Source organism: Oceanobacillus rekensis, assembly GCF_002153375.1.
Classification (GTDB): domain Bacteria; phylum Bacillota; class Bacilli; order Bacillales; family Amphibacillaceae; genus Oceanobacillus; species Oceanobacillus rekensis.
This window is the reverse complement of the sequence record NZ_MTBQ01000003.1, coordinates 51701-66296: the sequence shown is the minus strand read 5'-3', so window position 1 is coordinate 66296 and position 14596 is coordinate 51701. Positions and strand designations below refer to the sequence as shown.

Sequence of the window (14596 nt, the reverse complement as noted above, 5' to 3'; positions counted from 1 at the left end):
ATTACGAATTAAAATCAAAAATTACCTGTTCCAGTAAAAAGGAAGGTGCTTCTATTGACCACTGTTATAGCATTTATTTTCATGTTTGGATTGCTTGTTTTTATCCATGAATGGGGCCATATGATATTTGCTAAGCGTGCAGGCATGCTTGTTCGTGAATTTGCAATTGGATTTGGTCCAAAAATATTCTCTTTTACAAGAAATGAAACATTATACACGATTCGTCTTATTCCTGCAGGGGGGTATGTCCGTGTTGCCGGTGAAGACCCAGAGATTATTGAATTAAAACCAGGGCATCATATCGGCCTTGAATTCAATAATGAAGGTAATGTTACCAAAATTATAGTTAATAATAAATCCAAACATCCAAATGCCAGAGTGATTGAAGTAGAACATGCGGATCTGGACCATAAGCTTATAATTGAAGGCTATGAAATCGATGATGAGGATAATAAATTGCATTTTGATATAGACCCTAAAGCATTTTTTGTCATGGATGAACGTGAAACACAGATTGCACCATATGACCGCCAATTTGCATCTAAAACTACAGGACAACGAGCAATACAGTTATTTGCCGGGCCAATGATGAATTTTATATTAGCAATCTTTATCTTTGTAATCATTGGTTTAATACAAGGAGTACCAGTTGAAGAGGCAAAAATGGGCGATATCTTACCTGATACACCAGCAAAAGAGGCTGGATTGCAGACGGATGATGTCATTATCCAAATTGAAGATAATTCCATTTCCACATGGGAAGAGTTTACTTCTATAGTTAGAGCAAATCCTGGACAGGAATTAGATATGATTGTCTTGCGTAACGATACAGAAGAACCGGTAACAGTAATTCCTGATGAAGCAGAAACGGTAGATCAGACTGGTGAGCCTATCTCTGTTGGACAAATCGGCGTATATCAAGGATTCGAGAAGTCATTTCTAGGTACGTTCACTTATGGTTTCGAACGTACATACGAAACAACTAAAATGATTTTAACGAATTTAATGATGCTGGTTACCGGCCAAGTCTCGATAGACATGCTATCAGGACCAGTTGGTATTTATGACGCTACAGATCAAGTAGTTCAAACTGGGTTTATGAATTTAATGCTGTGGACGGCAATGTTAAGCATTAACTTAGGTATCGTTAACTTGGTACCACTTCCGGCACTTGACGGGGGAAGATTGTTATTTGTTGGTATCGAAGCATTAAGAGGGAAGCCGATTGCACCTGAAAAAGAAGGTATTTTTCACTTTGTTGGTTTTGCATTTTTAATGCTGCTCATGATTGTAGTTACATGGAATGATATTCAACGCCTGTTCCTCTGAGTTTCAGAAGTTCATAAGAAAGTGATGCCCTTGTCTTTTTGCTGACAAGGGCATCGCAATTTTAAAAAGTTATAGGAGGTGTATGGGATGGACATATCGCAAAAGGAAAAAATGGAATTATTATTGAAGCAATTAGAAATGTCGGAGGATCACATTACAAATTATTTTAAAGATAGTTATTTAGAAAAACTAGAAGTATTTAAAAGTACGAAGATGTGGCATTTTCATATACATGTTGATCGCATACTCCCATTCGAAGTATATCAAGTGTTTATTTTGAAATTACAAGCAACCTTTCAGCAGATTGCAACGGTCGAGGTAACGATTGAAGCTAATGATAAAAAATGTAATGATGAAACAATTATTGGTTACTGGAAGCATTTTATTACATCACTAACACAATTATCTCCTGGTTATAGAGATTTAGTGCAAAACCAAATACCCGAGGTTAATAATAATAAGCTTATGTTAACAGCGAGAAATGAAGCAGAGGCCAGCGCATTAAAGAAAAGACTTGAAAATGATTTCAGAAACTATTGTAGTAAAATTGGTGTTCTGACATATATGCTTGAGATTCATGTTAAGACCGACGCTGCAGATATTCAAAAATTTAGAGATCAAAAGGCGATTGAAGATCAGCAGTTAGTATTAAAAACAGTACAGGAAAAAGAAAAACGAGATAAAGAAAAAGAAGGTCATGAAAATAGACCGCTCGCTATCGGTTACAAAATAAAAGATGAAGCAATAACGATGGACCAAATTCTTGAGGAAGAGCGTCGCATAACTGTTCAAGGCTATATCTTTGCCTCTGAAGTAAGAGAACTTCGCTCTGGAAGAAGTCTGCTAATTATTAAGGCAACAGACTATACAGATTCCCTGCAGATTAAAATGTTTTCTAAAGGGGACGAGGACGCAGCGAAGTTTGCAAATGTAAAAAAAGGAATGTGGATTAAAGCTAGAGGCAGCATTCAAACAGATATGTATACCAATGAACTCGCGATGATGGCAAATGATATTCATGAAATTAAGGTAACATCAAGAATCGATGAAGCACCGGAAGACGAAAAAAGGGTTGAACTTCATGCACATACGACAATGAGTCAGATGGACGCTGTGGTGTCCCCGGAGGTTCTTGTGACACAGGCCGCAAAATGGGGACATAAAGCAGTTGCAATAACTGATCATGCTGGTGTCCAAGGGTTTCCAGATGCACATGCTGCAGGTAAGAAACATAATATTAAGGTGCTTTACGGTGTTGAGGCCAATTTGGTGGACGATGGAGTTCCAATAGCTTATAACCAAGCTAACCGGGAACTTGAAAATGAAACATACGTCGTTTTTGATGTGGAAACAACAGGGCTATCAGCCGTTTACGATACGATTATTGAACTAGCTGGAGTTAAAATACATCAAGGTGAGATTATCGATCGCTTTGAAGCATTTGCAAATCCACATCATCCATTGTCTGAAACAACGATTAATTTAACGGGGATTACCGATGATATGGTCAAAGATGCACCTGAAGTGGAAGAAGTGTTAAAAAATTTCCATGAATGGATGGGCGACGATATTCTTGTTGCACATAATGCAAGTTTTGATATGGGATTTTTAAATCAAGGACTCAATCGGTTTGATTATGAAAAAGCGAAGAATCCAGTAATTGATACATTGGAGCTCGCCAGATTTTTAATCCCGGAATTAAGAAACCATCGCTTAAACACACTTTGTAAACACTTGGATATCGAACTGACACAACATCACCGGGCAATCTATGATGCTGAGGCGACCGGTTATTTGTTATGGAAGCTTGTTAAAAAATTATTAGATAAAGAAATTACCAACCATAATGAGTTAAACAATCATATGGGTGAAGGGGATGCTTATAAGCGTTCACGTCCTTATCACTGTATAATATTTGCTCAAACACAAGTAGGTTTAAAAAATCTGTACAAGCTTGTTTCCAGTGCCCATATGGATTATTTCTTTCGAGTACCACGGATACCAAGATCTCTCTTAAAAAAGCTTCGTGAAGGGCTTTTGATAGGGACTGCGTGTGATAAAGGTGAAGTTTTCGAGACGATGATGCAAAAGTCTGCGGAAGAAGCGGAACAAGCTGCGGAATTTTATGATTATATAGAGGTACAACCACCAGCTAATTATGCGCATCTCATTGAAAAAGATTTGGTGCAGAATGAATCACAGATTCTGGATATTATCAAGAAATTAGTTGAATTGGGTAAACGAATGAATAAACCTGTTGTTGCGACAGGCAATGTACATTATATTGATGACCATGATAAACAGTATCGTCAAATTTTAATAAGTTCCCAAGCTGGAAACCCGCTAAACAGGCAAACACTTCCAGATACACCTTTCCGAACAACAAATGAAATGCTGGATTGCTTTAAATTTCTAGGTAAGGATGTAGCACATGAAATAGTTGTCCAAAACACAAATGCGATGGCTGAACAACTGGAAGAGGTTTCCCCTGTAAAAGATGGACTTTATACACCAACAATAGAGGGTGCGGAACAAGATATTCGTGATCTTTGTTATAGTCGTGCAAAGAAGATATACGGAGAAACTGTACCGCAGATTGTAGTGGATCGGCTTGAAAAAGAGTTGGAAAGTATTATTGGTAATGGATTTGCCGTCATCTATCTCATCTCACATAAACTCGTTAAAAAGTCACTTGATGATGGATATTTGGTTGGTTCAAGGGGATCGGTAGGATCATCCTTTGTAGCAACAATGACGGAAATAACGGAAGTAAATCCATTAGTACCACATTACGTTTGTGAAAAATGCCATTTCAATGAATTTATAACGGATGGTTCCGTTGCCAGCGGATTTGATTTGCCAGATAAAAATTGCCCAGAATGTGATTCAGAATTAACAAAAGACGGACAGGATATCCCATTTGAAACTTTCCTTGGATTTAAAGGTGATAAGGTTCCCGATATTGATTTAAATTTCTCTGGTGATTATCAGCCACGAGCACATAACTATACAAAGGAACTATTTGGTGTTGATTATGTATATCGTGCGGGCACAATTGGAACCATTGCGGAAAAGACTGCGTATGGGTATGTGAAAGGCTATGCATCGGATAAACAGTTAATATACAAAAATGCCGAAGTAGATCGACTTGTTCAAGGATGTACTGGAGTAAGAAGAACGACAGGCCAACATCCAGGAGGAATTATTGTTGTACCGGACAATATGGAAATCTATGATTTTACACCGATACAATTCCCTGCAGATGATCGTAATAGTGAGTGGCGGACAACCCATTTTGATTTTCATTCCATTGATGAGAATTTACTAAAACTGGACATACTTGGACATGATGATCCAACCGTAATTCGAATGTTAGAGGATCTTAGTGGTATTGACCCAAAAACAATACCAACTGATGATGCGGAAGTAATGAAGATCTTTTCGAGCCCTGAGGTTCTTGGCGTCACCGCTGAACAAATTAATTGTAAAACTGGCACATTAGGTGTGCCGGAATTCGGGACGAAATTCGTAAGACAGATGCTGGAAGATACCAAACCAAGTACATTTGCAGAATTGTTAATCATTTCTGGTTTATCACATGGTACAGATGTATGGTTAGGTAATGCACAGGACCTAATCAATGATGGAATTTGTGAACTTCCTGATGTTATCGGTTGTCGTGATGATATTATGGTGTACTTAATGCACAAGGGTCTTGAGCCGTCCCTCGCATTTAAAATTATGGAATTTGTCCGAAAAGGGAAGGGACTCCAGGAAGAATGGATCGTTGAAATGCGCAAAAATAATGTACCTGATTGGTATATTGAGTCCTGTAAAAAAATAAAATATATGTTTCCAAAAGCCCATGCTGCAGCATATGTATTGATGGCAATAAGAATTGCCTACTTCAAAGTTCATCATCCAATATTGTTCTACGCAGCATACTTTACCGTAAGAGCAGATGACTTCGATTTAGATACAATGGTTAAAGGTTCTAATGCAATTCGCAGTCGTATGGATGGCATAACCATAAAAGGAAACGATGCATCACCAAAAGAGAAAAGTTTGTTGACGGTGTTGGAAATCTCTCTTGAAATGCGTGAACGTGGATTTTCGTTTAAAAAAGTTGATTTGTATAAATCTAGCGCAACAGAATTTATTGTGGATGGCAATACATTACTTCCTCCATTTAATGCTGTGGATGGTTTGGGAACGAATGCAGCCCTCAATATTGTAAAGGCCCGTGGGGAAGGGGAATTTCTTTCTAAAGAAGATTTGCGCGAAAGAAGCAAAATTTCAAAAACAGTCCTCGAATATTTGGATAACCATGGCTGTTTGGAAGGTATGGAAGATAAGAATCAATTATCTTTATTCTAGAATACCGGGACTTCGTTTACTCGTTTCACCGAAAAGTATTGTTGTTTGTCTCAGAATATCTATAAACTGCGAAGCAACAAGCACTGTGGAAAGAGCCTTATTCTAATAGTAACAATATGAAGCTAACTAATAACGTAATATTGTTAATCTCATGTTATGTGCATGATATCCTCAAGTTAAGTTAACGTGTTACACTAATAAGGGAGTTAGAAGTTACATTACTTATAGAGCATTATTACAGTTTTATACTATTAGGGGATGATGAAATGAAATTTAACTACAATGAGGATCAAGAAATTAAAGAATTTATAATAGATAATCGAGTAGCTTTTGAAGGAATGTTGTTAGAGGAAGCCGTACATGTTCGTGATAAAATCGAAGAGTTTAATTTGATTGGAAATATTAATTTACTAGAGAATGCTTACAATCTTGTGTTAAGTGTGGTGGATAATAAGCAGGAAGCAGTTACAGAGCTAGGAACGAGAGAAGGTATTGCGTGGGCTACGCATAAACTCACACTTGCCTTTAAACTGGAATGGATCCAGGCGATACGGAAAACACTTTGGGAATTTCTTTATGAGTTTGACCGTATTGGTAAGAAATTGAACGAAAAAGAGGAATTTTATAATTTACAAATTGAAATTAATAGTTTGATTGATGAATTTTTCCGTTCTTTTTTCTTAAGCTATTCAGCTTACAAGGATCAGTTACTTGAGTCTAAAAATAAACTAGTTGAGAGTCTTTCTGCGCCAATTATCCCAGTCACAAGATATGTGAGTATTTTACCACTAATTGGTATGCTTGATGAGTTTCGCGGAAATATTCTTGAAGAGAAAGTCTTGAATGATATAAGCCAAAAAGGTGTACGAACCTTGATTATAGATTTTTCAGGTCTAGCTGAAATGCACGGCGATTCCATCCAATTATTCATAAAGCTGATTGATGGTATTACCATGTTAGGTTGTAAAGGAATAATTACGGGGATGCGGCCAGAAGTAGTTTCCCATTTTATTAACCGAGACGTGCATTATAGTAAAAATATTGAAACGAAAGCAACACTTCAGCAGGCATTAAAAGAATTTCTTCAGGAAAAATAGTATAGGTGGTGCATATCTTGCACTGGAAAATCACATATGCTATACTATATTTTGGAAAGTAACGATACGGACGGTTTGAAAGAGTGGGTTTTTACCCGCTCTTTCTTCATACTGTGGGAAAGTATAACAATTTCGGCATTAATATTTTTCATGCCGCACCAGCCGCGTCTAAGCTCCAGTACCCAGTGACTAATGGTATTCACTCACCTCAGTGCGATAAGTAAGGCATCAGTTCACTTTCGTTCATTGTGTTGCCTTTATATCTTGTAGGCTAAAGTAATTATAATTAGTCGCTAACAAAGGTTATTGTTTTGATTTTAAAGCTTCCCCCTACCAGAAATTCGGCAGGGGTTTTATATTGATTAGGCTTGTTTTTAAATGAAATTAGTCAGGTTGGTTTATAATAAGCATAAATACCGCTATTTAAGGAGGACGAAAGTTGAGCTCCCAAGTAATTAAAATTACGGAAGAATTATTAGATCCTATTTTAAAAGAAAAAAACTTACAACTTGCAGATATTGAGTATGTTAAAGAAGGGAAAAACTGGTTTTTAAGAGTATATATTGATAAAGAAGGCGGCGTCGATATTGTCGAATGTGGAGAGGTATCTGAGCAATTAAGTGAAAAATTGGATGCAACCGATCCAGTATCAGAAGCCTATTTCCTGGAAGTTTCCTCACCTGGAGTGGAGCGACCATTGAAATCAAAAGAAGATTTCAAAAATAATATCAATAATAATGTTTTCATAAAGCTTTATGAGCCTATTGATGGTGAAAAAGAATTCGAAGGTATCCTCAAGGAATTTAAAGAAGATAACGCCATAATCGAATACAAAATTAAAACGCGGAAAAAGATAGTCGAAATACCATATGACAAGATAGCAAAAGCTAGACTTGCTGTTATGTTTTAATTGAAGGGGGAAAATAATAGTGAGCAGTCAGTTGTTTGACGCGATTGATAATTTGGCAAAGGAAAAAGGGATTGAAAAAGATATTCTAATGGAAGCATTAGAAGCTGCTCTGATTTCTGCTTACAAGAAAAATTTCAAATCTGCAACCAATGTTCGGATTGAATTAAATGAAGGAACAGGGAAAATGAGTGTCTATTCGAGGAAATCAGTGGTGGAAGAAATAGAAGATGCTCAACTTGAAATTTCACTGGAGGAAGCGAAAAGAATTGATCCGAATTATTCACTAGAAGATACTATAGAAGTGGAAGTGACTCCGAAAGATTTCGGTCGGATTGCTGCACAGGCAGCAAAACAGGTTGTTACGCAGCGCGTACGAGAAGCTGAACGTGGTGTGATATTCTCAGAATATATTGACCGAGAAGAAGATGTTATGACAGGTATCATTCAACGGAAAGATCCACGTTTTGTCTATGTTAATCTTGGTAAAGTGGAGGCAAAGCTCGCTGAAGCGGAACAGATGCCAAGTGAAGAATATCATGTTCATGATCGTTTGAAAGTATTTGTGACCAAAGTAGAGAATACAAGTAAGGGCCCACAAATCTATATTTCAAGATCACATCCCGGTCTATTGAAACGTCTATTTGAAATGGAAGTTCCGGAAATTTTTGATGGAACAGTTGAAATTAAATCGGTAGCAAGAGAAGCTGGGGACCGCTCGAAAATCTCTGTATATGCCGGAGACCCGGAAGTTGATCCTGTTGGTTCATGTGTTGGTCAAAAGGGTCAGCGTGTACAAGCAATCGTTGACGAATTAAAGGGCGAGAAGATTGACATAGTTGAATGGTCTGAAGATCCTATTGTATATGTATCAAATGCATTGAGTCCATCTAAAGTGATTGATGTATTGGTAAATGAAGAAGAAAAGGCTACTACAGTTATTGTACCTGACTACCAATTATCACTTGCAATTGGAAAACGTGGTCAGAACGCAAGGCTTGCTGCAAAGCTGACAGGTTGGAAAATAGATATTAAGAGTGAGACAGAAGCAAAAGATGAAGGATTACTTACAGTGTCCGAGAAAGAAGATTCCTATTCCGACAATGACGAGGATTTGTTCGAATAAGGGAGGGCTAAAAATGGTGCAAAATAAAAAGATACCGGAAAGAAAATGTGTAATTACGAATGAAATGAAACCTAAAAAGAGTCTAATTCGCGTTGTTCGAAACAAAGAAGGAGAAGTCTTTGTTGACCCTACTGGCAAGAAGAATGGTAGGGGGGCCTATTTATCCCGTGATCTTGATGTAATTCGGAAAGCGGAAAAATCGAATGTGCTTGGCCGTACACTGAATGTCGAAGTGGATGCTTCCATCTATGAAGAGTTAAAACAAATTATTAGTGGTAAACACAATGAAAAATAATTATTTAAATTTGCTTGGTCTCGCTCAACGTGCAGGGAAATGTACACTAGGGGAAGAGTTAATTTTAAGAGATATACGCTCAAATAAGGCCAAACTAGTTTTACTGGCAAGTGACATTGGACCACAAACGAAGAAAAAACTAACAAACAAATGTAACTATTATGAGGTACCATATTTAATTGTAGATGATCGAGAAACAATATCGGATGCAATTGGAAAGTCCCAAAGAGTAGCTATTGCTATCTTGGATGCAGGTTTTGCTGCTAAGATTAAATCGTTACTTGGGTAATCAAATTCGGGGGTGAACGTATGAGTAAAATGCGTGTATATGAATATGCAAAACAAAACAATATAACAAGTAAAGATGTAATCAATTATTTAACTACTTTAAATGTAGAAGTTTCAAACCATATGTCAACAATATCAGATGATACGGCGAAAAAATTGGATGAAAAATTCATCGCGAAAGCCAAACAATCGAAACCTGCAACAAACAATAATACAAAACAAACAACATCCAATAATCAAAATAAACCAAATCAGCCAGCAAAGAGCGGAAAACAAAATTCCGGTTCAAGAAATAATGGTCAGCAAAATAAACCAAACCATACGAACAACAATAAGAATAAAAAACAAAAAGGTCCTAAAAAGGGAAATCAGCCAGTAGAACAAAAGATTGTTAAAGAAACACCGAAAAAAATTACGTATAGTGATACATTAACAGTAAGTGACCTTGCTTCCAAGTTAAATAAGGAGTCTGCCGAACTAATTAAGAAGTTAATGTTTATGGGCGTAATGGCTACTAAAAATCAGGATTTAGATGATGATGCCGTTGAGTTGATTTGTAGTGAATTCGATGTTGAAGTAGAAAAGGAAATCATATTGGAAGATACTGATTTTGATAAATATATCGAGGAAGATAAAGAAGAAAACTTAATCGAACGTCCAGCTGTTGTTACTATTATGGGACATGTTGACCATGGTAAAACGACTTTGCTTGATTCTATTCGCCAAACGAAAGTAACCTCAGGAGAAGCTGGTGGTATTACACAACATATTGGTGCATATCAAGTTGAAAATGACGGTAAGAAAATCACGTTCCTGGATACACCAGGTCACGCAGCGTTCACAAGCATGCGTTCACGTGGTGCACAGGTTACAGATATTGCAATCCTTGTTGTTGCAGCAGACGACGGCGTAATGCCACAAACAGTTGAAGCAATCAATCATGCTAAAGCAGCGGAAGTACCAATTATTGTTGCTGTAAATAAAATGGATAAGGAAGCAGCAAATCCTGACCGTGTCATGCAAGAATTGACAGAATATCAACTAATTCCTGAAGATTGGGGCGGAAGCACTATTTTTGTTAATATATCCGCGATTAAAGATGAAGGAATCGATGATTTGCTGGAAATGATTCAACTAGTTGCTGAAGTAGAGGAATTAAAAGCAAATCCAAATGCACATGCTTCGGGTACTGTAATTGATGCTCAACTGGACAAAGGAAGAGGATCTGTTTCGACATTGCTTGTACAAAATGGAACATTGCATGTTGGGGATCCAATCGTAGTTGGAAATACGTATGGCCGTATTCGTGCAATGGTAAATGATATCGGTAAACGTGTTAATGAGGTTGGACCTTCAACACCAGTTGAAATCACCGGATTACATGATGTTCCGCAAGCAGGGGATCAATTCCTCGTTTTTGCTGATGAGAAGAAATCTCGCCAAATTGGTGAGGCACGTCAGCAGAAGCACATTGTTGCAAATCGTGGTGAACAATCTACCGTTAGTTTAGAGGACTTATTTGAAAAGATAAAACAAGGTGAAATGAAAGAACTGAATATCATTGTAAAAGCAGATGTTCAAGGTTCCGTTGAGGCACTTGCAGCATCTTTACGTAAGATAGAAGTGGAAGGTGTCAATATTAAAATCATCCATACGGGTGTGGGAGCAATTACAGAGTCTGATATCATTCTTGCTTCAGCATCAAGTGCAATTGTAATTGGTTTTAATGTTCGCCCAGATGTGAATGCTAAAAATGCAGCAGAATCAGAAAAGGTGGATATCCGTCTCCACAGAGTAATTTACAGTGCTATTGAAGAAATAGAGTCAGCTATGAAAGGAATGCTGGATCCTGAATTTGAGGAGAAAGTAATCGGTCAGGCAGAGGTTCGGGAAATATTTAAGGTTTCTAAAATTGGTACGATTGCAGGAAGCTATGTAATAGAAGGTAAAATCACTCGTAATGCGGGTGTTAGACTAATCCGAGACGGTGTTGTTCTCTATGAAGGGGAATTATTAGCACTGAAACGTTTTAAAGATGATGTGAAAGAAGTCGCTACTAATTATGAATGTGGTATAACAATCGCCAACTTTAACGATATTAAAGAGGGCGACATCATCGAAGCCTTTGTCATGGAAGAAATCAAACGCAAATGATTATATATGCTGAGGTAGAGTGTATCATGTATGAGGGACATTCACTGAAAGCAAAGCGTTCTGTAATGAAAAAGTTATTCGCAAAGTTGCAAAACAATTTTAATGTCGCTGTCACAGAGCTTGATTATCATGATTTGTGGCAGCGGACTAAAATTGGTATCGTTACAATATCCACGGATTATATACATGCTGAAAAGGTAATCACCAAGGCCTTGGATATTATAGACGAATATACAGAGCTTGAACGTACGATAACAAATGTGGAGAGATTATAATAAATCTCATTTAACTGAGGTGAATAAAATGGCTGAATTAAGAGCAAACCGTGTAGCAGAACAAATGAAAAAAGAGTTAGGTGATATACTGACTCGTAAAATTAAAGACCCAAGAGTGGGCTTTGTTACAGTTACAGATGTTGAAGTTTCTGGAGATCTCCAACAAGCAAAGGTCTTCATATCTGTTTTAGGAGATGAGAAGAAAAAGCAGGATACGTTAATGGGGCTTACTAAGGCAAAAGGATTTATCCGTTCCGAAATTGGTAGCCGTATACGACTACGGAAAACACCGGAGTTGACTTTTGAATTTGATGATGCTTTTGAATATGGAAGCAGAATTGATACGATTTTGAGAGACTTAAATAAATAATATTATGGCAATCTGACCTATTATCAGCAAATATAACGGGTCAGATTTTTTTCCATGCCGGAATCATATAATTACTATCAAATGGAGGTTGATCAGATGGATGGTATCTTGCCATTATGGAAGCCAAAAGGGTTTACATCACATGATTGTGTTATGAAATGCCGCAGATATTTTAAAACAAAAAAGGTTGGACATACCGGTACACTTGATCCAGAAGTTGAGGGTGTTTTACCAATCTGTATTGGACAGGCAACCAAAATTGTACCTTTTCTCACAGATACGAGAAAAACGTATATCGCTGAATTAAAGCTTGGTTCTGCAACAGTTACCGAGGATGCACATGGCAGTGTTGTAGAGCAAAAGGAAATCAACAGTATGCCTTCTGAAGCGGAGATTAATTCCGTCATCCAATCTTTTAAAGGGAAAATTGTCCAAACGCCTCCAATGTATTCTGCGGTAAAAGTCAATGGGAAAAAGCTTTATGAATATGCTAGAGCGAATGAAGAAGTGGAACGACCGAAACGAGAAGTAATGATTTATGAACTTGATAAATTGTCCTATGATCCATCGAATTATACAATTCGCATGAAAATTGTTTGTTCAAAAGGTACATATATTCGCACCCTTTGTGTAGATATCGGAAAAGAATTAGGTTTTCCAGCACATATGTCTTCACTTGTTCGGACCGAAACTGGTTCATTTTCCGAGAAAAATACAGTAACATTTGCTACTATAGAAGAAGCAATTGAAAGAAATGAACAAAGTCAATTACTCAAGCCAATAATAGAAGGAATTAACCATCTGGATATACTTCCAGTCGATGAAGAAACAAAAAACAAAGTAATGAATGGTCAAAAGTTGCCAAGACCCGAGATGAAGCTTGATACAGATCCATTTGTAGTTATGCATCATGGAAAATTATTAGCAATCTATCAACAACATCCTGAAAAAGCGGAACAAATAAAACCAGTTCGAGTTTTCAGTGAATGACAAAAAGTGCAGGTGAATAATTGTGAGAACAATCGAATTGACATATCCACATACGTTAGGAGTGGAAGACCTACCAGAGACAGTTTGTGCGATCGGTTTTTTTGATGGCATACATAAAGGACACCAAGAAGTTATAAATACTGCTGTTAGAGAAGCTGAAGTGAGAAGTATGGATAGTGCTGTCATTACATTCCATCCCCATCCTTCCGTAGTTCTAAAAAAAGAAGTAGGGCATGTAAAATATATAACACCGATGAAACAGAAACAGGAGCGCCTAGAAAATCTCCAGGTTGACCGTTTGTACATTATAAAGTTTAATAAGGAACTATCTCAATTATCTCCACAGGAATTCATTGATCATTTTATTATTGGTTTAAATATCAAACACCTTGTAGCTGGATTTGATTATTCCTTTGGATATAAAGGAAAGGGTAATATGGAAAATATAAAATCGTTTACCCGTGATCGATTAAGTTATACAACCATTGATAAAGTTACATTGGAAAATGATAAAATCAGTTCGACAAGAATTCGGGAGCTGTTAAAAAGTGGCAGGATAGATGAAGCCAATGAATTGCTTGGTCGACCTTTAAGGTTCAGCGGGGTTGTGGTTAAAGGGGATCAGCGTGGAAGAGAAATGGGTTACCCGACCGCAAACCTTGAATTGTATGAGGATGTATTGCTGCCGAGACCAGGAATTTATGCCGTACGTGTTATTTATAAAAATGAAGTTCATGAAGGAATGGCAAACATCGGTACAAATCCTACTTTTACGGCAGATCGAAAGGATCTCTCTATAGAAATAAATATTTTCGATTATAATAATGATCTGTATGGAGAAGAGTTAACTGTGGAATGGTTTAAATATATGAGAGAAGAAGAGAAATATGACAGTGTAGATGCTCTAATAACCCAACTGGCATTGGATGAGCAAAATATTAGAGCTTACTTTTCCAAGTAAATAACTATACAAGACTTAAAATGTTTGGACTTGATTTTTTTTACAAGAAGCGTTATGCTTATAAACATAAAACCATCCCTTGGCAAATCGTAACTCCGACGAATGCTAGGAGATTGGGGCTATAATAATTTTACCAGGAGGTGCGCCAGATGGCTATAACACAAGAACGTAAGAATGAAATCATTAATGAATACAAAGTTCACGACACTGACACTGGTTCTCCAGAAGTACAAATCGCTGTACTTACTGAAGATATCAATGCTTTGAACGAACATTTACGTGTTCATAAGAAAGATCATCATTCACGCCGTGGTCTTTTGAAAATGGTTGGTAAACGTCGTAACTTACTTACTTACCTTCGTAATAATGACGTTACTCGTTACCGTGAATTAATTAAAAAGCTCGGTTTACGCCGATAATTTACTTA

At 37.1% G+C, this 14596-nt stretch carries 13 protein-coding genes; all 13 read left to right on the top strand.

Annotated elements, in window-relative coordinates:
- The first annotated feature begins 54 nt into the window (after nucleotides 1–54).
- The 13 genes from rseP (at nucleotide 55) to rpsO (ending at nucleotide 14588) form a co-directional block, all read left to right on the top strand.
- Complete coding sequence (rseP, locus tag BV906_RS07675) at nucleotides 55–1329, top strand: RIP metalloprotease RseP (protein WP_087972876.1); 1275 nt, start codon at nucleotides 55–57, stop codon at nucleotides 1327–1329.
- 87 nt (nucleotides 1330–1416) lie between these two features.
- A complete protein-coding gene (locus BV906_RS07670) occupies nucleotides 1417–5706 on the top strand; it encodes a PolC-type DNA polymerase III (RefSeq protein ID WP_087972875.1) in 4290 nt (1429 codons plus the stop codon).
- A 266-nt stretch (nucleotides 5707–5972) separates the two neighbouring features.
- Nucleotides 5973–6803 carry an STAS domain-containing protein gene (locus BV906_RS07665; RefSeq protein WP_087972874.1) on the top strand — a complete coding sequence of 277 codons (831 nt, stop codon included), beginning with the start codon at nucleotides 5973–5975 and terminating at the stop codon, nucleotides 6801–6803.
- A 439-nt stretch (nucleotides 6804–7242) separates the two neighbouring features.
- Nucleotides 7243–7713, top strand: coding sequence for a ribosome maturation factor RimP (gene rimP, locus BV906_RS07660; protein ID WP_087972873.1), 471 nt, complete (start codon nucleotides 7243–7245; stop codon nucleotides 7711–7713).
- Nucleotides 7714–7732: 19 nt separating this feature from the next.
- A complete protein-coding gene (nusA, locus tag BV906_RS07655; protein WP_087972872.1) occupies nucleotides 7733–8836 on the top strand; it encodes a transcription termination factor NusA in 1104 nt (367 codons plus the stop codon).
- 13 nt (nucleotides 8837–8849) lie between these two features.
- Nucleotides 8850–9131, top strand: a complete 282-nt coding sequence (gene rnpM / locus BV906_RS07650; protein ID WP_087972871.1) for an RNase P modulator RnpM — start codon at nucleotides 8850–8852, stop codon at nucleotides 9129–9131.
- On the top strand, nucleotides 9121–9420 hold the full coding sequence (locus tag BV906_RS07645; protein WP_087972870.1) for a YlxQ family RNA-binding protein: 300 nt from the start codon (nucleotides 9121–9123) through the stop codon (nucleotides 9418–9420). The genes rnpM and BV906_RS07645 overlap by 11 nt, the downstream gene beginning before the upstream one ends.
- A gap of 20 nt (nucleotides 9421–9440) precedes the next feature.
- Nucleotides 9441–11573, top strand: coding sequence for a translation initiation factor IF-2 (gene infB / locus BV906_RS07640; RefSeq protein WP_087972869.1), 2133 nt, complete (start codon nucleotides 9441–9443; stop codon nucleotides 11571–11573).
- Nucleotides 11570–11848, top strand: coding sequence for a DUF503 domain-containing protein (locus tag BV906_RS07635; RefSeq protein WP_087972868.1), 279 nt, complete (start codon nucleotides 11570–11572; stop codon nucleotides 11846–11848). Before infB ends, BV906_RS07635 begins: the two co-directional genes overlap by 4 nt.
- Nucleotides 11849–11876: 28 nt before the next feature.
- Nucleotides 11877–12218 carry a 30S ribosome-binding factor RbfA gene (gene rbfA / locus BV906_RS07630; protein ID WP_087972867.1) on the top strand — a complete coding sequence of 114 codons (342 nt, stop codon included), beginning with the start codon at nucleotides 11877–11879 and terminating at the stop codon, nucleotides 12216–12218.
- Nucleotides 12219–12314: 96 nt separating this feature from the next.
- Nucleotides 12315–13208: a tRNA pseudouridine(55) synthase TruB gene (truB, locus tag BV906_RS07625; protein WP_087972866.1), complete on the top strand. Its 894-nt coding sequence runs from the start codon at nucleotides 12315–12317 to the stop codon at nucleotides 13206–13208.
- Between the two features lie 22 nt (nucleotides 13209–13230).
- Entirely contained in the window at nucleotides 13231–14169 is a 939-nt protein-coding gene (locus BV906_RS07620; RefSeq protein ID WP_087972865.1) for a bifunctional riboflavin kinase/FAD synthetase, read from the top strand.
- A gap of 149 nt (nucleotides 14170–14318) precedes the next feature.
- Nucleotides 14319–14588 carry a 30S ribosomal protein S15 gene (rpsO, locus tag BV906_RS07615; RefSeq protein ID WP_087972864.1) on the top strand — a complete coding sequence of 90 codons (270 nt, stop codon included), beginning with the start codon at nucleotides 14319–14321 and terminating at the stop codon, nucleotides 14586–14588.
- The last annotated feature ends 8 nt before the right edge of the window (nucleotides 14589–14596 follow it).

Coding starts and splice junctions, on each gene's coding strand:
- BV906_RS07670 (WP_087972875.1), top strand. CDS start 1,417: ATGGACATATCGCAAAAGGAAAAAATGGAATTATTATTGAAGCAATTA.
- BV906_RS07665 (WP_087972874.1), top strand. CDS start 5,973: ATGAAATTTAACTACAATGAGGATCAAGAAATTAAAGAATTTATAATA.
- rnpM (WP_087972871.1), top strand. CDS start 8,850: ATGGTGCAAAATAAAAAGATACCGGAAAGAAAATGTGTAATTACGAAT.
- BV906_RS07645 (WP_087972870.1), top strand. CDS start 9,121: ATGAAAAATAATTATTTAAATTTGCTTGGTCTCGCTCAACGTGCAGGG.
- infB (WP_087972869.1), top strand. CDS start 9,441: ATGAGTAAAATGCGTGTATATGAATATGCAAAACAAAACAATATAACA.
- BV906_RS07635 (WP_087972868.1), top strand. CDS start 11,570: ATGATTATATATGCTGAGGTAGAGTGTATCATGTATGAGGGACATTCA.
- rbfA (WP_087972867.1), top strand. CDS start 11,877: ATGGCTGAATTAAGAGCAAACCGTGTAGCAGAACAAATGAAAAAAGAG.
- truB (WP_087972866.1), top strand. CDS start 12,315: ATGGATGGTATCTTGCCATTATGGAAGCCAAAAGGGTTTACATCACAT.
- rpsO (WP_087972864.1), top strand. CDS start 14,319: ATGGCTATAACACAAGAACGTAAGAATGAAATCATTAATGAATACAAA.